Source organism: Campylobacter helveticus, assembly GCF_002080395.1.
In the GTDB taxonomy this organism is placed as follows: domain Bacteria; phylum Campylobacterota; class Campylobacteria; order Campylobacterales; family Campylobacteraceae; genus Campylobacter_D; species Campylobacter_D helveticus.
Window position 1 is genome coordinate 183,891 of the sequence record NZ_CP020478.1, and the last position, 21,265, is coordinate 205,155.

The window sequence follows — 21,265 nt, forward strand, 5'->3', positions numbered from 1 at the left end:
AACAAAGCCTTTTTCGTGTATTGTAGCGTAAGTTTATAAAGTGTGGTAAAATCCGCTTTGAAATTTTGTGAAAGTGAATTATAAGGATTAAAATGAGCGTGAAAGTTTCTGTTATTATCCCCTCTTTAAATTCAATTAATTATTATGATGAATGTATTAAAAGCGTCATCAATCAAAGCTTAAAAGAGATAGAAATCATCTGTGTTGATGCAAATTCTACGGACGGCACACTTGAGCTTATCAAAAAATATCAAGCTAAGGACGAGCGGATAAAGCTCATCATCAGTGATAAAAAAAGCTATGGCTATCAAATGAATTTAGGTATTGCGGCGGCAAGTGGCGAGTATATAGGGATAGTGGAGAGTGATGATTATATAGACCTTGATATGTATAAGGAGCTTTACGCTTTAGCTAAAAATAAAAATGTTGATATTTTAAAAAGTGATATTTATAATTTTTATGATAAAGAAAAAAGAGAATTTGAGTATAAGAATATAGCTTACGATGAGGGATTTTATCACAAGGATTTGCATTTTGAATCAGCCGGGGCTGTTTGTAAAAACACTGCTTTGACTAAACAAGAAATCTTAAAAAATTCTTGGAATATGAATCAGCCGGGGCTGTTTAGCTCCGATTTTTTACAAAAATCGGAGCTAAAATTTCATGAATCCGCCGGGGCTTCTTATCAGGATCTTGGCTTTTGGTTTATTACCATTATAAGTGCTTGCAATATTTATTTCCATAAAAAAGCTTATTACTATTATAGGCGGGATAATCCTAATGCCTCCACAAAAAGCAAGGAAAAAATTTATGCTATTTGTGATGAATTTGACTTTATAAAGACTTTTTTAAGTAAGCGGGGAAGGTTTGATTATTTTAGTGAGCTTTTTTTGTATTTGAAATTTAAAGGCTATTGGTGGAATTTAAGGCGGATTGATAAAAGTTATAGGGAGGAATTTTTGCTGCGTTTTGCTAAGGATTTTGAGGGTGGGCTTGGGAATTTAAGCGAAGGGGGGGGGGTGTTTAGCACTAAAGAGCTTGATGAACTTAAGAAGATAGTTAGTAATCCTCACGCTTTTGCGAAAAATTTATCCAGTCCTATGTTTGTTTTAAAGAAATTTTTTGCCAGAATGAAGAAGAAATTCCTATGAAAAATGTCTCCATCATTGTCCCATTTTTTAATGTCGAAAAGTATTTTAAAGAGTGCTTGGAAAGCCTTGTGGAGCAAGATTATGCAAATTTGCAAATTATATTAGTCGATGATGAAAGCACGGATAAGAGCTTAGAAATCGCCAAAGAATTTGCCAAAAAAGACAAGCGATTTTGTATTTTGAGTCAAAAAAATGCCGGTCAAGCAGCGGCTAGGAATTTGGGGCTTGATTTTTTAGAGGGTAAGCTAAAGCTTGATTTTAAGGGCGAAAGAGAGGGTTTGTGCGAATTTCGCACGGATGAAGTGTGGGTGTGGCAGAATGTGGGATTTGAGTTTCAAAACACGGATTATTTGCTCTTTGTCGATAGTGATGATGTGCTTGAAAACTCTTGCGTAAGCGAGTGTGTGAGGTGCATTAAAGATGCGGATGTGCTGTGGTTTGATTATGATTTTTTATGTGAAATGCCTTTAAAAAAGACGCCCAAAAGTCAAAGAGAGCTTTTTGGCTTTAAGGAAGGTTTTATAGATTCTAAAGAGTGGCTTTGTGTGGCAAAAACTAAGCCTTTGTTTTGGATGACTTGGCAGGGGATGATAAATTTTAAATTCTTGCAAAAAATAAGGCTTCGTTTTGTTAGTGGGGTAATTTATGAGGACAATTGCTTTGGGGTGTTGCTTTTTTCAATGGCGAATAAAATTTATGTGTGTGAAAAAAAGCTTTATCATTATAGAATTCGTGCAAATTCTACAATGAACCCTACCAAAAAGGCACTTTCGCTCCACTCTTATCTTTATGAGCTTTATCTTAGTGTGGGGGAGGATTTTAATGCTTTAAAAGCACAACAATGGGCTTCGTGCTGGGTTTTAAGTGCGATTTATATGAGTAAGTTTGAGGGTTTTGGGGGAGAATTTAGGGCGTATTTTTTGCCTATTTTTTTGGATAGGGCGGTGGCGTGTTTGTTTTTAGAAAAGGACCCGCTTAATTTAAGGGGGGAGCTTGAGAGCTTAAAAGAGGAATTTGAGCGTTATATTTTAAGCGGGGCGGAGTGCATTAGGCACGAAAAAGTTTATAAACTTGGTTTTGTTTTCTTGCAAAATTACAGGAGCTTTGCGGGACTTAAAAGACTTTTTAAAGAGCTTAAAAACGCCGTTTTAGAGTGCGAAAAAGAGTGGGGTGAATTTGAGAAAAATAGAGCAAAACTTAACTTTTTACATTTTGACACGGATAAGAAAAATGCAGAAATTTCAAAAATTAAAAAGCATTATTCATATAAAGTTGGTAAAATCCTAAGTTTTTTTGAAAATTTTTTCTAGATTCAAAAAAAAAAAAAAAAAGAAAATTTGGGTAGAATTTTTGGTGAATTTTAATGATATAAACAAGGTTTAATAATGTATGATTATTTGATAGTTGGGGCGGGGCTTTTTGGGAGCATTTTTGCGTATGAGGCGAGTAAGAGAGGTAAAAAATGCCTTGTGCTTGAAAGAAGAGAGCATACAGGTGGGAACTGCTACACTAAAGAGGTAGAGGGGATTAATGTGCATTATTATGGGGCGCACATTTTCCGCACAGACGAAAGGCGAATCTGGGACTATATGCAGCAGTTTTGCGAATTTAATCATTTTATCAATTCTCCTATAGCGAACTATAAGGGCGAAATTTATAATCTCCCTTTTAATATGAACACTTTTTCGAAATTATGGGGCATTAGCACTCCAAGCGAAGCAAGAGAGATTATAGAAAAGCAAAAAGCAAGCATTAAGGGTGAGCCTAAGAATTTGGAAGAGCAAGCCATTTCTTTAGTGGGCGTTGATGTGTATGAAAAATTTATTAAAGGCTACACGCAAAAGCAGTGGGGTAAGGCTTGTAAAGACTTGCCAAAGTCGATTATTAGGCGAATTCCCGTGCGTTTTATTTACGATAATAACTATTTTAACGACCCTTATCAAGGCATACCTAAAGGCGGATATACGAAAATTTTTGAAAAGCTTTTAAGTGGATGTGAGCTTTTGTTAAATGTCGATTTTATAGAGCGTAGAGAAGAATTTAGCAAAAAAGCTAAAAAGATTATTTTCACAGGAACGATTGATTCTTATTTTGGCTATAAGCTTGGGGCTTTGGAGTATAGGAGTTTGAAATTTGAACACGAGCTTTTAGATATGCCTAATTATCAGGGCGTGGCTGTTGTAAATTATACAGATTTCAAGACGCCATATACTAGAATCATCGAGCATAAGCATTTTGAATTTGGCACACAAGAAAAAACGCTGATAAGCAGGGAGTATCCTTTGAGCTGGAGTAAGGATATAGAGCCTTACTACCCTATCAATGATGCGAAAAATAGCGCGTTGTATGAAAGTTATTTGGGTTTAGCAAAAGCGGAGAAAAATGTGCATTTTTGCGGGAGGCTTGGGGAATATCGTTACTATGATATGCAGGATGTGGTAAAATCCGCTTTGAAATTTTGTGAAAGTGAATTATAAGGATTAAAATGAGTGTAAAAGTTTCTGTTATTTAGAAAAAACACTACATTTTATAACATTCATAATTGTCAAAAAAACTTTTTTTATTTCATATATGAAATATAGGTATCTATAAAATATTTGAGAATGGTTTTATTATGTGATTTAAACAATGATATAAATATATAAATGGGTTTGTTATTAATTTTTAAGTGTAGAAAAGATGTATTTTTGAAAACTATCGTGTTAAAAAGTTGGAGTGAATATGTATCCTGATTGGTTTTTTGCAAAAAGTAAATATAAAATATTTCTGTAATTATTTTTATCATCTAAAATTAAAGACTCTAGTGCTTAAAACAAGCAAAAATAAATCTCATAATATTTTAGAACGTTATAAACCAAACTTATATTAATTTTAATTTTATCGTCAAGTACTCAAAATATAAAATTAGAGTTTACACAGTTTTGTTTATAGGGTTCTCATTTAATTTTTTTGTTTTCTATTTCTATACTCTTTTTTTTCTTAAATTCTTTGTATTCTTTTATTAAAAGGTAGGGAATAATGAATATTTTGCCCTTATACCAATATTTAAAACATTGGAGTACGGTCTTACCGTATCTATATGATAAATGCTCTTTAAATTTTAGGGATTCAGTATAATCCATACAGCAGACAAGTGGTAAGGGTTTTAAATGTGGGGCGGCATTAAACAGTATTTTTGAGATTCCACTATTAACTGAATGACGAAATATTATTAATATAAACAAAAAGGGAAATTTTACTATTTGATGGATTTTTCTAGTGTTTAAGATCAGGTTCCCAATTTTATAAGCCAAATGATTTTGAATTCTAATTGAGGCTAAATTTGCCATTTTATAATTTAACACATAAGCCAGTGTTTTAGAATAATCTCCGAGACTTTTATTATCCAACTCATTTTTTAATTCAATCAACTCTTTATTAAAGATTGGGACATTGAAAGCAACTTTCCACCACTCATCGTAATAATCATAATGTAAAGGACGGTAATTCATATCAAGTTCTTCATAGTAACTTTTCCAAGGTTTTACCACATAATGGGTATAATGTAAAATGCGCAAATCTTTCAGATTTTCTTCCATCTCCTTTCTTGTGTAATCCCAGTATGGACAATTCCCTTCCCCCTTAAAATCATTAAAAATACCTTTTCTGTTCAAAACAAAATGCCCGGCTATAAAATTCCATTTGCAAGGAAGCATTAGTACTTTTCTATTAACACCATAATTTAAAATATCTTGATCTCCAACTTCAAACACGTGTGAATTTGCAACGCTCACCATTTTCTTTTCCAATGATTCCGCTCTCCATTGTTTCAAGTTAATTAACATAAAGCCGGCGTTAAAATAAAGAGGACCCTTTTCAATCGTTAAATTTCTTATGTTTTTATCTTTCGACTTTCCTACAAATAAAGTTCCCTGCCATTGCTGTACATCTTTTGAGGCTGCTACAAGATAATCTTGTAAATCTAAGCAAAATAGTTCTCTTAAATCGGAAAAGACAAGCATATCCACATCTAAGTATAAGCATTTTTCACAACTTTCAGGCAAAATACTTCCCAAATATAGTCTAAAATAAGTGGCATAATGTTCTACCCAAATAGGAACTTCCATGTTTTCAAATAATTTATCATTCATAATGTGTAACTTAATTTCAGCAGGATAATTGCATTCTTTGCTCAATTGCCCAATCATTTGTTTGAGTTTCATAGAAGTTTCTTCTTGTATTGAATTAATTAAAATATGAAACACAAAGCCTTCCTGCCCATTTATATCAAAGGTATTAATATCAATTTTTGGTGATATATTGGTCTTTTTATAGATGTCGTAAATGCTTTTCCGACTATCAACATTTTTCATTATGCTTGTAATCAAAACGGATAAATATTTAACATAAGCTTCATTACAGCCAAAAACAATTTGAAACATTATCTTCCTCTAAGCTAAAAATTATTACAATATGTTACAATATATTATACAATTATACAATTATACAATATATTATACAATATATTACAATAATAAATAATATTAAGGTGGGCTTGAGATTTGACTTTAAAGAAAATTGTGTTAATTGGTGCAAGTAATTCTATGTTGTTTAATGGATTAAGGGCCGGATTGCGACAAGATGGCATTGAGCTGACAAATTTGGCACTAGGTGGTTCATCTGCATTGTTTTCTTTGTATTGTGTTTTGAGGGGAAAATACCAAAATGAAATTAAACAAGCAGATTTAATTGTCTTAGAAAGTAACATTATAGATGTAATACATGGCACGGATAAAGACAACGATGTTAATTTGGTAATTAGAAATATTTTTTTTGCTTACAATGAATTATCTAAATTAAATAAAAAATTTTTAGTTTTGTTGTTACCACTGGTAGAGAAAGACGAGTGGCTCAACACTTCAGAACTCATTAATAATGCCCATAGAATGTGTTGTAATCAATATGGATTTAATTGTGTTGATGTCCAAGCCTTATATTTGAAAAATGGTGTTATGCATTTTTTTATGAATATGATTCCAGATAGCAGACATCATAAAGCACATCAGTTACAACGAATTATGTGTGAATTTGGCAAAAATATTGCAAATGAAAATTTTTCCCTATTTAAATATTCTATTCCTTCATCTATAAATTTAGATTTTAAAGTTTGTTCTCCTGCAAACGATCTTAAAATTGGAGGCGATACAAAAGAATTTTCGGTATCTGATTTTTTTCATAACGACAAGTGTTATAGAATTTTAAAGGGAGACAAATATACTTTCCCTATTTGTTATGAGGGCTATAATGTAATAGCTATTCATGCTTGGACTCATGGAAAAAAACTAAAGACTTGGTCTCAACATGAAGCTACAAATTCAAGTGTGGTAATACAAAATGAACTTGGAAAATTTGTTAATGTCACCTCTCCTCATTACAATTCTTTTCTTGCTGTTTATGATAACAATATGCTAATAGATAAGCATACGACAATTTCTTTGTCTAATTTGGCTACTAATGCAGTCGACTATTTTGATATTGTTAATATAATGTTATTTAAAGATGAAGGGAAAATGCAAATAAATATAAATGAGGTTAAAGAGACAACGATTAAGCGGGAGTATAGTTTTTCGCACTTATTTCCAGATATTGTTTTCATTAAGGAAGTTTTGGAAGAATATACACAAGATGTTGTGTTAAGACTGCAAAAAAATGAAGAGTTGCAAATCTTATCGCAACTTGATTTTGTTAAAAAATTTTCAACAGCTAAACAGAGGATTCAAGAGCAACTTCCATATAAATTAGGTCAAGCAATGATATTGAGTTCTAAATCTTTTTTTGGCTATTTGTTTTTGCCATGTGTTTTGTTAAGTGTATTTTTTTTACACAAGCAAAAACAAAAAAAGACACAAAGAAAAGAGAAATTAACCTTGCCCCCACTGGAAACTTATCCCGACTATGATGAAGCTTTAAAAGAAAAGGAATGTTTTACTTATAAACTTGGATTAGCCTTGATAAAAGCCAGTAAAACATGGTATATGGGGGGGGGGATTAAGCTTTACTTTGATATCCGTAAATTAAAAGGCGAATTTCAAAAATAGGTGTAATGTATGGAAAAGAAAAAATTTTTACTACAATCTGAACAAAAACCCTATATTGTATCTGCAAAACCAGATGGGTTTGGAATGAGATTATGTTGTATGCTTATGGGTATATATCTTTCGGAAAAATTGGATTTCAACTTTGGTTTTATATGGGATGACGAAAGCGAATCGCAGGATAGAAGTATTTTTGGTGTGAATGAAAAATTTATTGGGATAAATTTGGACAAAAAAGAAAATATTTTTAGTTCTAATTTTATCAAGCAATACAGTTTACATGATTTTGATATTAAGGGAAATCATGGCTTTAAATTGCATTCTAAAGTTAGAACTTTTGAAGAAATTAAAATGCCTCCTTTTGAAAATGAATGGGGGTGGTATGCACCAGGAATAGAAGGTGGTTTACCATCGCAATGGATTTTGCAATGTAATAAAATAGAATGCTTAACAGATTTAAGAAGAATTTTCTTCAAGTTAGATTTTAATGAGAATTTGAAGAATATTATAAGGGAAACAAAACATCTTGTTGAGACATTTAAAGAGGATTTTATAGCATTGCATATTAGAGGTGCTGATATTATTTATGGAGATCTTTATAAAAAATGGTCATTGCACGATTTTGTAGGCGATAAGGTTTTTCCATACGAAATTGCACTAGAAATTATCAAAAGACATTCAGCTTCAAATATGAAAATTGTTATTTTTGGACAAGATATTAAATCAAATTTAAAGTTGTTAAATTATGTTGTTGAAAATAATATTTTACCCAAGAATAAAATTTTTACCGTTGATGAAATTGTAGATCAATCTTTTAACATTTTTGAAAGAACATTTTTTGAAATGGTTTTAATGTCTTATGCATTAAAGATTTATACTCCAGGAATCCAAGCTCAAAAATCAGCATTTTCTCAATGTGCAATGATGATTGCAGGTAGAGAGAATACTATTTCCTACCATGAAATATTTTCCCCACATCAACAATATCAAATCATTAAAGATAATATTAATTTATTGCAATTGGACAATTTATATAACTCTACTATGTATTATCAACTATATAAGCTTTCTAGAGTATTAGATTTATCTATTAACTTATCTTTAGATTATATTAAAAAAGCTATGGAATTAGACAAGGATAATGAGGCTTGGTTTATCCATTATATACATTGCTGTTTTTTGCTTAACAATTTGGAGAGTGTAGAAACTTTTTTGAGAGAATTGAAATTTAATAATAGATTAAATGCTTTGCTTCAAACTTTTATGATTTCTAAGTCTATGAGGATATATAAGGAACAGGAGGATAATTTTACTTCTTTCAATTTTATAGGTATGTATCCTATGATAAATTATGTTGGTATATGGTTGAATTACCATTATGGGGAATTTGTGAAAGCATATAAAATGTCTAGAAATTATCAAAAATATTCCAGTGATTTGAATATTGATGTAGAATACTTTTTCTCTAATCATCGAAAAAAAGATGCCATATCAAATAGTGCTGTGTTAATTGTAAAAAATCACTTAAGTTATAAGTTGGGTCGAGTTTTGTTGGAGTGTAAAAGTTTAAAAGATTTTATTGAATTGCCGATTATTATAAAATATTTTCTTGCAGAAGCAAAGAGTGAAAAGGCATATTTTAGATCATTTTCGTTTGAAATAGAAAAACTTGAGGATTATATGGAGGGTTGCAATGTTAAGAATTATTTTTCTTATCAGCTGGGGAAATTAATTATAGAAAGTTTTAAGAATTGGCATAAAGGCTATTTATTATTGTTACCTTATAAATTGCTTGTTCTTTACAAAAAGAAGATGGGTAAGTGATATATTTTTACGCTTGCAAATTAAAGTAAAAATTAAAAAACTTTGCAACAGGGAAATTTTGTGTCTTTTTGCTTGTTGTTTTTTGTAATACTAGATTTCCTTGCTATCGAACCACTATAATATTTTAGAGAGTTTTGGGTTATGTTTAACAAATTATTGCTGTATATTGTTATAATAAGAGTTGGTTTTGATTTCTTTTGGAAAGGAATATAGCTGTGTCTATAAAGTTTGATATTCAAGAATCGAAAATTTTGAAAGGGGTTTTTCTTATCACGCCGAATAAATTTAAAGATTTAAGAGGCGAGATTTGGACGGCTTTTACTAGTGAGAACATTGATGGACTTTTGCCAGAAGGGCTTTGTTTCAAGCACGATAAATTCATCACTTCAAAAAAGGATGTCATCCGTGGCATACATGGAGATAGCAAAACTTACAAGCTAGCCACTTGTCTTTATGGCGAGGTTTTGCAGGTGGTTGTCGATTGCAATCCATCAAGTCTCACCTATCTCAAGCACGAAAAATTTGTCATTAGTCCCCAAAATCAGCTCATAGTCCTCGTGCCAAAGGGCTTTGGTAATGCTCATTTGGTGAGAAGCGAGGAGGCGGTGTATTACTACAAATGTGCTTACGAGGGTGCATATATGGATGCGGATGCGCAATTTACCTACGCGTGGAATGATGAGCGCATAGGCGTGGAGTGGGGTATAGACACGCCTATACTTTCAGAGCGGGATACGTTGGCTACAAAGGGAAAATAAATGCAAAAAAATTCTAAAATTTACATAGCAGGGCATAATGGCACTGCAGGAAGTGCGATTTTAAAAAGACTAAAAGAGCTAGGCTTTACGCACATCATCACAAAAAGTCGCTTAGAGCTTGATTTGCTTGAGCAAAACAAGGTGGCGGAATTTTTTGCAAAAGAAAGACCCGAGTATGTTTTTTTTGCGGCGGCAAAGCTAGGGCATTTGGGCGTAAAGGCTCAGGCTGATATTTTGTATGAAAATTTGGTAATGCAAAATAATGTTTTTCATAATGCCTATTTAAACAAGGTAAAAAAACTCATTTTTTTTGGAAGTTCTTGGATGTATCCTCAAAAGGCTATCAATCCCATCAAAGAAGAAAGCTTACTAAGCGATGAGCTAGACTATGTAGCCGAGCCTTATGCCATTTCTAAAATCGCAGGACTTAAAATGGCTGAAGCGTATAATCTGCAATACGGCACAAATTTCATCAGTGTGGCTTTGACGAATTTATACGGTGAGACCAAGGATTTTGACTTTAAGACGGCTAAGGTTTTGCCAGCTATGCTTAGAAAAATGCACCTTGCCAAGCTTTTGTATGAGTCAAAACACGAAGAGCTAATGCTAGATTTAGGACTTAGTGACATAAACGAAGCTAAGCGCTTTTTGAAAAATCAAGGCATTGATGAGAAAAGTGTAGAGCTTTGGGGTAGCGGCAAACCAAGGCGCGAATTTATCCATAGCCAGGACCTAGCTGATGCTTGCATTTATCTTATGCAAAATGTTGATTTTAAGGATTTACACGCTCAAAATAACAAAGAGATTAAAAACACACATATTAATGTAGGCACAAATAAGGATCTTTCCATTAGGGATTTAGCTGAGATGATTAAAAAAATCGTAGCTTATGAAGGCGTGCTTAAATTTGACACCGCTAAGCCCGATAGCTCTATGAATAGACTTCTTGACTGCTCCAAAATCCACGCTCTAGGCTGGAGACATAAAATTGAGCTTGAAGATGGTATTAAGATGATGTATGGGTGGTATTTACAAAGCAAAAAAGGAAAACTATGAAAGCGTTAATCACTGGCTTTACGGGGCAGGTCGGCTCGCAAATGGCAGATTTTTTACTTGAAAATACAGACTATGAAATTTTGGCTTTAATGCGTTGGCAAGAGCCTATGGATAATATTTATCATCTAAGTGAGCGGATAAATAAAAAGGATAGGATAGAAATTTTTTACGCGGATTTAAATGATTACTCAAGTCTTCAAAAGCTTTTTGAAACGCACCGCCCTGATGTGATTTTTCACCTAGCGGCGCAGTCTTTTCCAAAAACCTCTTTTGAGATTCCTCTAGAGACTTTACAAACAAATATCCTAGGCACGGCAAATATCTTAGAAAATATCCGCGCTTTAAAGCAAAAGGACGGCTATAATCCTGTGGTGCATGTGTGTAGCTCTAGTGAGGTTTATGGGCGGGCAAAAAAGGGCGTGAGGCTTGATGAAAACACGCCTTTTCACGGAGCTAGTCCTTACTCCATCTCTAAAATCGGCACGGATTATTTAGGGCGTTTTTACGGCGAGGCTTATAATATACGCACTTTCATCACGCGTATGGGCACACATAGCGGTCCAAGAAGAAGCGATGTATTTTTTGAAAGCACGGTGGCAAAGCAAATTGCCTTAATCGAGGCGGGGTTGCAAGAGCCTGAAATTAGAGTGGGGAATTTAGAAAGCACACGCACTTTTCAAGATGCCCGTGACGCGGTGAGGGCTTATTATCTACTTTCACTTGAGAGCGCTAAGGGAAATGTGCCTTGCGGAGAGTGCTTTAATATCGCTGGAGAAGAAGCTTTTAAACTCCCAGAAATTATTGAAATTTTACTTGAATTCTCAAACTTCGAGGGGGGGGGGGGTGCAATACGCATATTAGAAGATAAGGATAGACTGCGTCCTATTGATGCGGACTATCAAATGTTTGATAATACTAAAATAAAAAGCTTTATCGATTGGAAAGCGGAAATTCCGGTTAAGCAAATGCTAAAAGATTTGCTTGAGCACTGGAGAGCCGAGATTAAAAAGGGCAGAATTCCTCTCAATCGCTAAGGCGATGAAAGGAATGAAATGCCAAAAAAAGTTTTAATTACAGGAGGAGCTGGATACATAGGCTCTGTTTTAAGCCCTATTTTACTAAATAAGGGCTATGAGGTCGTGGTGGTGGATAATTTATTTTACAATCAAGTCTCCCTACTCCCCCTAGCAAGCTATAAAAATTTTCGCTTCATCAACGGAGACGCCCTAGATGCAAATTTAATCAAGCAAGAAGTAGCAAAAGCCGATATCATCATACCCCTAGCCGCTTTTGTAGGAGCGCCTTTATGTAAGAAAAATGCAAAGCTTGCAAGAATGATAAATTTCGAAGCGGTGAAGATGATAAGCGATTTTGCTAGCAAGGAGCAAATTTTCATCTATCCTAATACAAATAGTGGCTATGGCATAGGCGATAAAGATGCGATGTGTGATGAAAACACCCCACTAAATCCCATTAGCGAATATGGCAAAGACAAGGTCGAAGCCGAGCTTTATTTGCTTGAAAAAGGTAATTGCGTAACCTTCCGCCTCGCAACCGTTTTTGGCGTGAGTGCTAGAATGAGGCTTGATTTGCTTGTCAATGACTTTACCTACCGCGCTTACAAGGATAAATTCATCGTGCTTTTTGAGGAGCATTTTAGGCGTAATTATATCCATGTGCGTGATGTGGCTAAGGGCTTTATCCACGGTATAGAAAATTATGAAAAGATGAAGGGCGAGGCTTATAATATGGGACTTAGCTCTGCAAATTTGACAAAAAGACAACTTGCCGAAACGATTAAAAAATTCGTTCCAGATTTTTATATCCACAGTGCTAGTATAGGCGAGGACCCTGATAAGAGGGATTACTTAGTCTCTAATGCCAAGCTTGAAGCGACTGGCTGGAGTGCTGATGTGAGCTTAGAAGAGGGCATTGAGGAGCTTTTAAGAGCCTTTGCTATGATGAAGGTTAATGCCTTTGCAAATGTTTAAAGGACGCTTATGAATTTAGAAACGCTTACAAATTTATCAAAAAGCCTTAAGGCTATGAGCATCAGCTTTTAAATCATCAACAAAATAGGGCGGTGGTGGAGGATTTAGAGGGGCAAATCGCCTCTTTAAAAGCGCAAAATGATTTTAAGCTCTTGCAGGGTATAAAGAAAAATTTAGAGCTTTTAAGCGGGGCGTATTGCGATAATTTGGGACTTGGAAAGCTAAATTTAATGCTTTTTAATGCTAAGGTGCCGCCAAAATACTACGATATTTTTTATAATATGTTAGCCCTTTCTAGTGGCTCGGTTACCCCCCCCCCCCCCCCCGTGTCAAAGTCCGCTTTGCATAGATTGCGGGGCGCATGCGGGATTAATTAGCGATATAATTCTTCATTGTGGTGGGGCGGTGGAGTGCTTTGAACCTAATCTTTACTTAAATTTCTTCTTAAAACGCAAATTTGAAAACAATGCCTTTGTAAAAATTCATCAAAAAGCCGTGTCAAATAAGAGTGGCAAGACCAAATTCTTAACCTTTCAAAACCGCATACTTTCTCAAGGAAACCGCATAGTATCAAGTGTGCAAGATAGTGAAACAAACGGAGCTTATGAGGTGGAGTGCGTGAATTTGTGTGAATTTTTGGAGCAAAAAGAGAGAATTTATCTTTTAAAGCTTGATGTGGAGGGGGCAGAATTTGAGATTTTGCCTATTTTGATAGAAAAGAAGCTTTACGAAAAGATCGATTATATCGTCTGTGAAACACACGAGTATATGTTTAAAGACGGCGTAGAAAAATTAAAAGTCATAAAAAAAGAGCTTGAAAAAAGAGGGGTAAAAAATATCTTTTTGGATTGGTGTTAGACTTTTTTTGTTAGAATTTAACTAAAAAAGGAAAACAATGGCGACCATACGCTCACAAACGCCCCTTCGCCTAGGACTTGCAGGTGGGGGGACTGATATAAATTTATACTGTGATACCTACACGGGTTATGTTTTAAACGCGACCATTTCGCTTTTTGTGCATTGCACTTTGATAGAAAGAAATGATGGCAAAATCATCTTTGACTCACCAGACACTGGTGGGCGTTGTGAGTATGAAAGTAAATTAGAGCTTGAAAATGACGGCAAACTTGACATTTTTAAAGCCGTTTATAACCGCATTGTTAAGGACTATACGCAAAAGAGTTTAAGCTTTTCTTTGCATACTTATAGCGATGTGCCAAGCGGCTCGGGGCTAGGGGGGAGTTCTACCTTAGTTGTGGGTATGTTAAAGGCTTATGCTGAGTGGCTTAATCTGCCCTTAGGCGAGTATGAGATAGCAAAACTAGCCTACGAGATAGAAAGAGAGGATTTAGGTATAGTCGGTGGCGCACAAGATCAATACGCCGCGACTTTTGGAGGCTTTAATTTTATGGAATTTTACGCTGATAAACGCGTGATTGTAAATCCCTTGCGTATTAGAAATTACATTGTGAGTGAGTTAGAAAGTAGAGTGGTGCTTTATTTTACAGGCATTAAAAGAGAGGCTAAGGACATAGAGGAGCATAAAAAGGGTAAATTAGGAGACTCAAAAAGCCTTGAAGCGATGCATAGTATTAAGCAAGATGCCATTGATATGAAAGAGGCGTTGTTTAGAGCGGATTTTAAGAGGCTTGGTGAAATTTTAGAGCGAAGTTGGAGAAGTAAAAAGACTATAAGCGAGATAGTGAGTAATGATGAGCTTGAGAGGATTTATCATCTAGCGGTAAATAACGGCGCATATAGTGGGAAAACAAGCGGTGCGGGAGCTGGAGGCTTTATGTTTTTCCTCTGTGAGCCAACCGCAAAATACCGCCTTTGCGAGCTTTTAAACAAGCAAGGAGGCTATGTAGCAAATTTTTCATTTATCAAAGAAGGAGCAAAATCGTGGAGAGTATGAAAAAATGTGCTTGTTGTAACAAACAAAGCGAAAGAATTTTAGTTTTTAAAGCAGAAAATGTTTATATTTCTTGTGAATTATTATCTAGTGAAGCAAGGAATCTTGCAGGGGGGGGTAATATTACCCTTTCTCAGTGTTTAGAATGTGGCTATATAGAAAATGAGACTTTTGACGAGGAAAAAATGAGTGAAGCTTATAGGAGTGAGGATTTTTACCAAACTAAAAATTTTACACCACGCCTTTCGCGGCATATCTTAGAGATAAAAGAAAGCATTTTAAAATATGCTAAAAAGGACGCTGTTGTCGTGGAAATAGCTCCTGGGCAGTGTGATTTAGCACTTTCTTTAGCGCACGATGTGAAAAACATTTACACCATAGACCCATCACCCATCAGCAAAGCGGTGCAAAAAGTCTCTAATATCAAACATATACAAGGTTTTTTCTCTAAGGAATTTTTACAAAAAGAAGTGAGTGAAAAGGTAGATTTCATCATTTTTAGGCATTTGCTAGAGCATATTTTCAAGCCTTTTTCATTTTTAGAAAATGTGAGTGCGTATTTAGAAGATGGGGCATTTATCTATATCGAAGTGCCAAATGCTTTGGATATTTTTAGGCATAAAAGATTTTTTGATATTTATCACGATCATTGTGGCTATTATCAAAAGGCAAGTATTATTAATGTAATGGCGAGTTTGGGTTGTGAATTTGTCGAGGAAGTATATTATTTTGACTATCAACATTTAGGATTATTTTTTAAGAAAAACGCACAAAAACGCTTTGAGCGTGAGGGCGTGGTGATTTATGATTGTTTTACAAAAGAGTCTTTTGAGCTTGAGATTAAAAGACTTAATAAGCTTTGTGAAAAGTATGAGAAAATTGGAATTTATGGAGGGGGCGTTCAAGCACATAGTTTGCTTAATCATCTTAGTGCAGAAAATTATAAAAAAATCGTTTGCGCCTTTGAGATAAACGAGGATAAAGTTGGGAAGTATATGAGAGATACAAATATTTTGATACAATACCCAAGTAAAGAAAGCTTAGAGCTATTAGATTGTCTTATAATGGCGATACCAAGCCACGAAAACCACGCTTATCATAAGGAAATTTTGGATTTTGTGAAACAGGGTGCGTTTAAGGGAGACTTAATAAGAATGGCTAAGGGAGTGGAATTAATTCAATTTAAGGAGTGAAATATGAAAGCGTATATTAAAGAACATTTTGAAGAAAGTATTAAAGTTAAAAAGCAAATTTTAGAAGATGAAGCATTGATAGCATTGATAGAAAAGGTCGCAAAAGAGCTTATTAAGGCTTATAAGGACGGCAAAAAGACGCTTTTGGCTGGAAATGGTGGCTCTGCGGCGGACGCACAGCACATCGCTGGGGAATTTGTAAGCCGTTTTTATTTTGACAGGGAGGGAATTCCAAGCATCGCTTTAACGACTGATACAAGCATAATAACAGCGATAGGTAATGACTATGGCTACGAAAAGCTTTTTTCAAGACAAGTTCAAGCACAAGGTGTGAAGGGCGATGTTTTCATAGGAATTTCAACGAGCGGAAATTCTAAAAATATCTTAGAAGCTTTAAAGGTGTGCAAAGAAAAGGGCATTTTAAGCGTGGGACTGACGGGAGAAAATGGAGGGGCGATGGGGGAGCTTTGTGATTACTGCATTAAAGTGCCTTCAACTTGCACTCCACGCATACAAGAATCTCACATCGTCATAGGGCATATTTTGTGTGCTATCGTTGAGGAAGAGCTTTTTGGCAAAGGCTTTTAGTGGAGGCTATCGTTCTTTGTGGAGGGCTTGGCACACGCCTTAAAGAGGTGGTAAAAGATGTGCCTAAGCCTATGGCGAGTATCAATGGCAAAGCTTTTTTGGAATTTATCTTCGAGTATTTAAAGGCTCAGGGTGTTACAAGCGTGGTTTTAGCCGTTTCTTATAAATACGAGGTGATACAAGCACATTTTAAAGACTCCTTTTTAGGCATAAAGATAAAATATAGCGTAGAAAAAGAACCTCTTGGCACGGGAGGGGCAGTAAAACAGGCTCTAAATCTTTGCAAGGAAGAAGAAATTTTTGTGCTAAATGGGGATAGCATTTTTGAAATTCCTTTAAAAAATTTGCGCTTAAATGGGGCAAAAATTTGTCTTTCCTTAAAAAAAATGCAAGATTTTGAGAGGTATGGTGCTGTCCGCGTTGATGATGTGGGTGAGATAGTAGAATTTAGGGAAAAATGCTTTTGTGAAGAGGGTTTGATAAATGGGGGAATTTATTTGCTTTCACGGCGTATTTTTGAGGGCTTTTTGCTAGAGGATAAATTTAGCTTTGAGGAATTTTTAAGTGCAAATTTTAAAGCTCTAAAAGCTAGGGCAGGGCTTTTTGAGGGTTATTTTATCGATATAGGAATCCCGCAGGATTATGAAAAATTTTCCCATTTGCAAGGCGGCAAATGACTTAAGCCTTTAACATCTTAGGGCTTTCTTTGCAAGGTAAGCCTAGTAATATTAAAAATTATAGAGATGAATTTGACCCTTATTTTGATAATGCTAGAAAGGGTTGGCACAAAAGAGAACTTAGAACTTATACAAAAATCATTTTTGAAAAATATAAAGATATAGAATTTGAATCTTTTAAAAATTTAATCTCTAGCTTTTTAATTGAAAATTATGAAGCAAAATTACAAGTGAGTGAATTTTTAGATTTTAAATTAGAGACAAGTTTTATCAAAAGAGTGGCCACAGGTAAGGCTGCGGAGCAGTATTTTTTACAAAATTTTAAAAAGCATTTTGTAAATTTTAATGTGCTTGATGTTAGAGAATTTGGTTGCGGTTTTGATTTTAAGCTTGATTTAAATCATAAGCAAATTTGCGTAGAGGTTAAGGGACTTAGTGAAGATAAGGGGCAGTTTTTACTCACGCAAAAAGAGTATGAAATGGCGCAAAATTGTGAAAGATTAAAAGTTATGGATTTAATAAAGAATTAGATATAAAAAGAGTGTGAGAAATAGGTTTTCTCCACAAGGAAGTCAAAATCGTTAAGGTTACTATGCAAAGAAAAGGCGGTGATGGAGGTGGAGAGGGTGCAAAGATGCTTCAGTTTAAGATAGACCCCACTTATTGTTAAAGCAGGGCATTAGCTATTTAAAATTCGATATAATTTCCAAATTCCTCTTCTTTTGGAGGATTTGTGCTAATTTTATTCATTGCTTCTTCATAAGCACTTATTTTTTGTCTAAATTCCGCTTTAGCTTGAGCGCTAAGTTCGGATTTTGCTATTTTGACGACTGAAAGAGGGTTGATAGCTTTATTATTGAGATACACGCCAAAATGAAGATGCGGTCCAGTGCTCATACCTGTTGAGCCTACATAGCCTATAAGCTCTCCTTGCTTGACTTTTTGTCCTGTTTTGATTTTAGCAAAGCGACTAAGATGTGCGTAAAGGGTCGTGTAGCCTGAGGCATGTTTGATTTTAATCACTTTACCATAGCCTCCTTGTGTGCCTATGAAAGTAACCGTGCCATTTCCAGAGCTTTTTACAGGTGTGCCTGTGGGTGCAGCATAATCGACACCAAGGTGTGCACGGTAGCGTTTTAGCACAGGGTGAAAGCGTGCGGTGGTAAAATAAGAAGAAATTCTTTTATAAACCACAGGTTTTGCGAGTAGAAAAGATTCTAGTTCTTTACCATCGCGTCCATAATAAGTATCATTAAAGAGGAAAATTTCTTGAGCGTTTTTATTGATTTCAACGATAGCCATATGGATAGTAATGTCGCCCCAAAGTTTGCCTTCGCGCCTTTTTTGAGAATAATAAAGCGTGATTTTATCACCCTTTTGGATAGAACGAAAATTTACACTACCTTTAAAAGCCCTTACCATAGCCCTTGCTAAGGTTGAGCTTTGGCTTTCTTCATAGACATCTTGATAGGCGGTATTTTTAACTTCTATGCGTAAAACTCTCTCTTCTTTAGTATAATCCACAGGCGTGAAAGTAAGTTTGTATCCGTCTTTACTTTTATAGATGTGAATTTGAAGCTCATCGCTAATGGGGATTAGCACTTGCTCGATGTGTCCGTTGCCGTCTTTTAAAATTTGATATTTTGTTCTTGATGCGATTTCTGAGGCTAGTTCTTGGTCTTCTCTGTCAAGATTGTAGTATAAAGCTATAGGTATGGAATTTCTCTGCAAAAATTGTAAAAGTGTGTCGCCATTATCCCATAGTCTTTCTTCTACACTGGAATAACCAAAAACAAAGCTATTAAATAAAATCAATAAAGTGATAATTTTTTTCATAAAGTGCCTTTTGCTTGATTAAAATCTTAATTTTACTTACAATTTTTTAACGAAAAGCGATTATAATAACATTTTATTACAAGGAGTAAGTGTGTTAAAACTGATTTTAGTGCTGATGATTTCAAGCTTAAGCTTAATGGCTGAGTTTAATTTAAAACCCCTTTCTACACCACTTTTAAAAGTCGAAGATATTTATGGTTATGTAAAAGATAGTGAGAATTTAACCCTTTATTCTAGTGGGGTTGTAATGCACCGCTTCAAAGAATCGCAAAGTATCATCGCAAGGGCTGAAGTGATAGAAAAGAAAAATGGTATCGCTAAGCTTGAATTTAGCGTGTTTGATTCTTTAGCACAAGAAGCTTTGCCTTTACCAAATGTCTTACCAGAAGTGGGCGATGAGGTTATTTTAAATTTCTTGTATGATAGAGGTTTGGTAATTGCCCCTGATAAGCAAAGTTATGATTTTTTAGTGCAAAATTTCCCTCAAATTTATTTCACACACATTGATATTTTAGGCGCACAGCTCATACGCACCGCAGGACTTGCTCCAAAGCGTTCAGACCTTAGGAAATTTTGCTCCGAAAATGCTGTGGGTGTTTTGGTTTTTGCTTTAGAAAATAAATTTAAAATTGTCGATTGTCAAAGCTTTATGACTTTATATGAAGAGCCATTAAGCGTTAAACCTAAAGCCTTGCAAACGCCATTTTACTCAAGGGTGAGCGGATATGAGAGTAATTTTTTTGATTTTAATGAGATTAAAATGGGGAATTTTTACCGCTATTATGAAGCTTTGATTGATTTAAGAAAAGCGAAAGAAGAAGAATGAAAGAGGAATTTAAAAGCTATTTTAAAAAGCTTTTAGGCGAGGAAAATGCACACTTTGACACTCTTCATCAAAGAGCTTATAGCTATGATGCGACAAGGAATCATTATTTGCCTGATGGGGTGCTTTTTCCTAGAAATGAAGAGGACATTAGTGCCATTTTAAAATACTGCAACGATAGGCAAATTATCATCATTCCAAGAGGTTCAGGCTCTGGCTTTACGGGTGGGGCGTTAGCGATTAATGGGGGTTTGATTTTAAGTTTTGAAAAGCATATGAATCAAATTTTAGAGATAGATTTAGAAAATTTAGTCGCTGTGGTGCAACCGGGAGTGATTAATATAGCCTTACAAAAAGAAGTGGCTAAATACGGGCTTTTTTATCCGCCTGACCCTGCAAGTATGGAATATTCAAGCTTAGGGGGAAATGTCAGTGAAAATGCTGGTGGTATGAGAGCGGCGAAATATGGCATTACGAAAGATTATGTAATGGCATTAAGAGCGGTGCTTCCAAATGGTGATGTAATAAGGGCTGGAAAACGCACCATTAAAGATGTGGCTGGGTATAATTTGGCGGGAATTTTAATTGCGAGCGAGGGTTCTTTGGCGGTTTTAAGTGAGCTTACCCTAAAGCTCATCGCTATGCCGAAATTTAAAAAGACGGCTTTTGCGACTTTTGCAAGTGTGAAAGACGCGATGAATGCTGTTTATAAAAGTTTAGCTTCTGGTGTAAATCCTGTGAGTATGGAATTTTTGGATAATTTAAGCATAAGGGCTGTGGAAGAGAAATTTCACAAGGGCTTAAATGTAGAAGCTGGAGCGATTTTAATTTGCGATGTTGATGGAAATGTTAAGGAAAGTGTGGAGGAGGATTTAAGGCGTTTAAGGGAGTATTTTTTAGAAGCTGGAGCTTTGGAATTTAAAATCGCACAAAATGAAACTGAAGTAGCCGATATATGGTTTGCTAGGAGAAATTGCTCTCAAAGTATAGCGATGTATGGCACTTTAAAGCTCAATGAGGACATTACCGTGCCGCGTTCAAAATTACCTGAGCTTTTGGAGGGCATCGAGCAAGTTTCGCAAAAATACGGCTTTAAAATTCCTTGTTTTGGGCATACTGGTGATGGTAATGTGCATACAAATGTAATGGTAAAAGATAAAGATGATAAAGAGCAGGTTAAAAAAGGCTATGAGGCTGTGGAGGAAATTTTTAAACTTGCGGTTGGACTTGGTGGAACGCTAAGCGGAGAACACGGCATAGGTATTTCGAAAGCACCCTTTATGAATCTTGCTTTTAGCGAAGCAGAGATGAATTTAATGAGAAATATTAAAAAGGCATTTGATTCAAATAATATTTTAAATCCCTTTAAAATGGGGCTTTAG

General features: G+C 35.0%; 21 protein-coding genes. 19 read left to right on the forward strand and 2 right to left on the reverse strand.

Annotation, left to right across the window (positions count from 1 at the left end; genetic code table 11):
* Positions 1 to 92: 92 nt before the first annotated feature.
* The 3 genes from CHELV3228_RS01045 to glf all read left to right on the forward strand — a co-directional run bounded on the left by CHELV3228_RS01045 (position 93) and on the right by glf (position 3,628).
* Positions 93 to 1,151, forward strand: a complete 1,059-nt coding sequence (locus CHELV3228_RS01045) for a glycosyltransferase family 2 protein (protein WP_082199138.1) — start codon at positions 93 to 95, stop codon at positions 1,149 to 1,151.
* A complete protein-coding gene (locus tag CHELV3228_RS01050) occupies positions 1,148 to 2,461 on the forward strand; it encodes a glycosyltransferase family A protein (RefSeq protein ID WP_082199139.1) in 1,314 nt (437 codons plus the stop codon). The genes CHELV3228_RS01045 and CHELV3228_RS01050 overlap by 4 nt, the downstream gene beginning before the upstream one ends.
* A gap of 75 nt (positions 2,462 to 2,536) precedes the next feature.
* Positions 2,537 to 3,628: a UDP-galactopyranose mutase gene (gene glf / locus CHELV3228_RS01055; RefSeq protein ID WP_082199140.1), complete on the forward strand. Its 1,092-nt coding sequence runs from the start codon at positions 2,537 to 2,539 to the stop codon at positions 3,626 to 3,628.
* A gap of 459 nt (positions 3,629 to 4,087) precedes the next feature.
* On the opposite strand, the gene CHELV3228_RS01060 is transcribed toward glf, so the two are convergent.
* Positions 4,088 to 5,572, reverse strand: a complete 1,485-nt coding sequence (locus tag CHELV3228_RS01060) for a glycosyltransferase family 8 protein (protein ID WP_082199141.1) — start codon at positions 5,570 to 5,572, stop codon at positions 4,088 to 4,090.
* A gap of 120 nt (positions 5,573 to 5,692) precedes the next feature.
* On the opposite strand from CHELV3228_RS01060, the gene CHELV3228_RS09985 reads away from it, so the two are divergent.
* The 14 genes from CHELV3228_RS09985 (at position 5,693) to CHELV3228_RS09990 (ending at position 17,894) form a co-directional block, all read left to right on the forward strand.
* Positions 5,693 to 7,228, forward strand: a complete 1,536-nt coding sequence (locus CHELV3228_RS09985) for a hypothetical protein (protein ID WP_139026910.1) — start codon at positions 5,693 to 5,695, stop codon at positions 7,226 to 7,228.
* A 9-nt stretch (positions 7,229 to 7,237) separates the two neighbouring features.
* On the forward strand, positions 7,238 to 9,049 hold the full coding sequence (locus tag CHELV3228_RS01070; RefSeq protein WP_082199142.1) for a hypothetical protein: 1,812 nt from the start codon (positions 7,238 to 7,240) through the stop codon (positions 9,047 to 9,049).
* A gap of 215 nt (positions 9,050 to 9,264) precedes the next feature.
* Positions 9,265 to 9,807 (forward strand): dTDP-4-dehydrorhamnose 3,5-epimerase family protein, encoded by a 543-nt coding sequence (locus CHELV3228_RS01075; protein ID WP_082199143.1) that lies wholly within the window; start codon positions 9,265 to 9,267, stop codon positions 9,805 to 9,807.
* A complete protein-coding gene (locus CHELV3228_RS01080; RefSeq protein WP_082199144.1) occupies positions 9,808 to 10,863 on the forward strand; it encodes a GDP-L-fucose synthase family protein in 1,056 nt (351 codons plus the stop codon).
* On the forward strand, positions 10,860 to 11,897 hold the full coding sequence (locus CHELV3228_RS01085; protein ID WP_082199145.1) for a GDP-mannose 4,6-dehydratase: 1,038 nt from the start codon (positions 10,860 to 10,862) through the stop codon (positions 11,895 to 11,897). The genes CHELV3228_RS01080 and CHELV3228_RS01085 overlap by 4 nt, the downstream gene beginning before the upstream one ends.
* Before the next feature lie 18 nt (positions 11,898 to 11,915).
* Entirely contained in the window at positions 11,916 to 12,854 is a 939-nt protein-coding gene (locus tag CHELV3228_RS01090; protein ID WP_082199146.1) for an NAD-dependent epimerase/dehydratase family protein, read from the forward strand.
* A 95-nt stretch (positions 12,855 to 12,949) separates the two neighbouring features.
* Entirely contained in the window at positions 12,950 to 13,231 is a 282-nt protein-coding gene (locus tag CHELV3228_RS10440) for a hypothetical protein (RefSeq protein WP_244289598.1), read from the forward strand.
* Positions 13,152 to 13,712, forward strand: coding sequence for an FkbM family methyltransferase (locus CHELV3228_RS01095; RefSeq protein ID WP_244289599.1), 561 nt, complete (start codon positions 13,152 to 13,154; stop codon positions 13,710 to 13,712). Before CHELV3228_RS10440 ends, CHELV3228_RS01095 begins: the two co-directional genes overlap by 80 nt.
* Before the next feature lie 37 nt (positions 13,713 to 13,749).
* The gene (gene hddA / locus CHELV3228_RS01100) at positions 13,750 to 14,769 is read left to right on the forward strand and encodes a D-glycero-D-manno-heptose 7-phosphate kinase (RefSeq protein ID WP_082199147.1); all 1,020 of its coding nucleotides are present in this window, start codon (positions 13,750 to 13,752) and stop codon (positions 14,767 to 14,769) included.
* A complete protein-coding gene (locus CHELV3228_RS01105) occupies positions 14,766 to 15,959 on the forward strand; it encodes a class I SAM-dependent methyltransferase (RefSeq protein ID WP_082199148.1) in 1,194 nt (397 codons plus the stop codon). The genes hddA and CHELV3228_RS01105 overlap by 4 nt, the downstream gene beginning before the upstream one ends.
* A 3-nt stretch (positions 15,960 to 15,962) precedes the next feature.
* The gene (gmhA2, locus tag CHELV3228_RS01110; protein ID WP_082199149.1) at positions 15,963 to 16,547 is read left to right on the forward strand and encodes a D-sedoheptulose 7-phosphate isomerase; all 585 of its coding nucleotides are present in this window, start codon (positions 15,963 to 15,965) and stop codon (positions 16,545 to 16,547) included.
* The gene (gene hddC, locus CHELV3228_RS01115) at positions 16,547 to 17,224 is read left to right on the forward strand and encodes a D-glycero-D-manno-heptose 1-phosphate guanosyltransferase (RefSeq protein WP_082199150.1); all 678 of its coding nucleotides are present in this window, start codon (positions 16,547 to 16,549) and stop codon (positions 17,222 to 17,224) included. The genes gmhA2 and hddC overlap by 1 nt, the downstream gene beginning before the upstream one ends.
* Positions 17,225 to 17,253: 29 nt before the next feature.
* A complete protein-coding gene (locus CHELV3228_RS01120) occupies positions 17,254 to 17,754 on the forward strand; it encodes a protein NO VEIN domain-containing protein (protein ID WP_167562778.1) in 501 nt (166 codons plus the stop codon).
* Between the two features lie 62 nt (positions 17,755 to 17,816).
* Positions 17,817 to 17,894 (forward strand): hypothetical protein, encoded by a 78-nt coding sequence (locus CHELV3228_RS09990; protein WP_172461475.1) that lies wholly within the window; start codon positions 17,817 to 17,819, stop codon positions 17,892 to 17,894.
* A 17-nt stretch (positions 17,895 to 17,911) separates the two neighbouring features.
* Here the strand turns inward: CHELV3228_RS09990 and pgp5 are convergent, their stop codons facing one another.
* The gene (gene pgp5, locus CHELV3228_RS01125; protein ID WP_082199152.1) at positions 17,912 to 19,060 is read right to left on the reverse strand and encodes a peptidoglycan metallopeptidase Pgp5; all 1,149 of its coding nucleotides are present in this window, start codon (positions 19,058 to 19,060) and stop codon (positions 17,912 to 17,914) included.
* Between the two features lie 115 nt (positions 19,061 to 19,175).
* Here pgp5 and CHELV3228_RS01130 point away from each other — a divergent pair, with 115 nt between their 5' ends.
* Both CHELV3228_RS01130 and CHELV3228_RS01135 read left to right on the forward strand, forming a co-directional pair.
* On the forward strand, positions 19,176 to 19,886 hold the full coding sequence (locus CHELV3228_RS01130; RefSeq protein WP_082200718.1) for a plasminogen-binding N-terminal domain-containing protein: 711 nt from the start codon (positions 19,176 to 19,178) through the stop codon (positions 19,884 to 19,886).
* The gene (locus CHELV3228_RS01135; protein ID WP_082199153.1) at positions 19,883 to 21,265 is read left to right on the forward strand and encodes an FAD-linked oxidase C-terminal domain-containing protein; all 1,383 of its coding nucleotides are present in this window, start codon (positions 19,883 to 19,885) and stop codon (positions 21,263 to 21,265) included. The genes CHELV3228_RS01130 and CHELV3228_RS01135 overlap by 4 nt, the downstream gene beginning before the upstream one ends.

Excerpts from the sequence above, each read along its gene's own strand:
- pgp5 (WP_082199152.1), bottom strand. The coding sequence starts at position 19,060 with ATGAAAAAAATTATCACTTTATTGATTTTATTTAATAGCTTTGTTTTT.
- CHELV3228_RS01060 (WP_082199141.1), bottom strand. The coding sequence starts at position 5,572 with ATGTTTCAAATTGTTTTTGGCTGTAATGAAGCTTATGTTAAATATTTA.
- glf (WP_082199140.1), top strand. The coding sequence starts at position 2,537 with ATGTATGATTATTTGATAGTTGGGGCGGGGCTTTTTGGGAGCATTTTT.
- CHELV3228_RS01085 (WP_082199145.1), top strand. The coding sequence starts at position 10,860 with ATGAAAGCGTTAATCACTGGCTTTACGGGGCAGGTCGGCTCGCAAATG.
- CHELV3228_RS01080 (WP_082199144.1), top strand. The coding sequence starts at position 9,808 with ATGCAAAAAAATTCTAAAATTTACATAGCAGGGCATAATGGCACTGCA.
- hddA (WP_082199147.1), top strand. The coding sequence starts at position 13,750 with ATGGCGACCATACGCTCACAAACGCCCCTTCGCCTAGGACTTGCAGGT.
- CHELV3228_RS01045 (WP_082199138.1), top strand. The coding sequence starts at position 93 with ATGAGCGTGAAAGTTTCTGTTATTATCCCCTCTTTAAATTCAATTAAT.
- CHELV3228_RS01090 (WP_082199146.1), top strand. The coding sequence starts at position 11,916 with ATGCCAAAAAAAGTTTTAATTACAGGAGGAGCTGGATACATAGGCTCT.
- CHELV3228_RS01050 (WP_082199139.1), top strand. The coding sequence starts at position 1,148 with ATGAAAAATGTCTCCATCATTGTCCCATTTTTTAATGTCGAAAAGTAT.
- CHELV3228_RS09990 (WP_172461475.1), top strand. The coding sequence starts at position 17,817 with ATGCAAAGAAAAGGCGGTGATGGAGGTGGAGAGGGTGCAAAGATGCTT.
- CHELV3228_RS01105 (WP_082199148.1), top strand. The coding sequence starts at position 14,766 with ATGAAAAAATGTGCTTGTTGTAACAAACAAAGCGAAAGAATTTTAGTT.
- CHELV3228_RS01130 (WP_082200718.1), top strand. The coding sequence starts at position 19,176 with ATGATTTCAAGCTTAAGCTTAATGGCTGAGTTTAATTTAAAACCCCTT.
- gmhA2 (WP_082199149.1), top strand. The coding sequence starts at position 15,963 with ATGAAAGCGTATATTAAAGAACATTTTGAAGAAAGTATTAAAGTTAAA.
- CHELV3228_RS01070 (WP_082199142.1), top strand. The coding sequence starts at position 7,238 with ATGGAAAAGAAAAAATTTTTACTACAATCTGAACAAAAACCCTATATT.
- CHELV3228_RS01135 (WP_082199153.1), top strand. The coding sequence starts at position 19,883 with ATGAAAGAGGAATTTAAAAGCTATTTTAAAAAGCTTTTAGGCGAGGAA.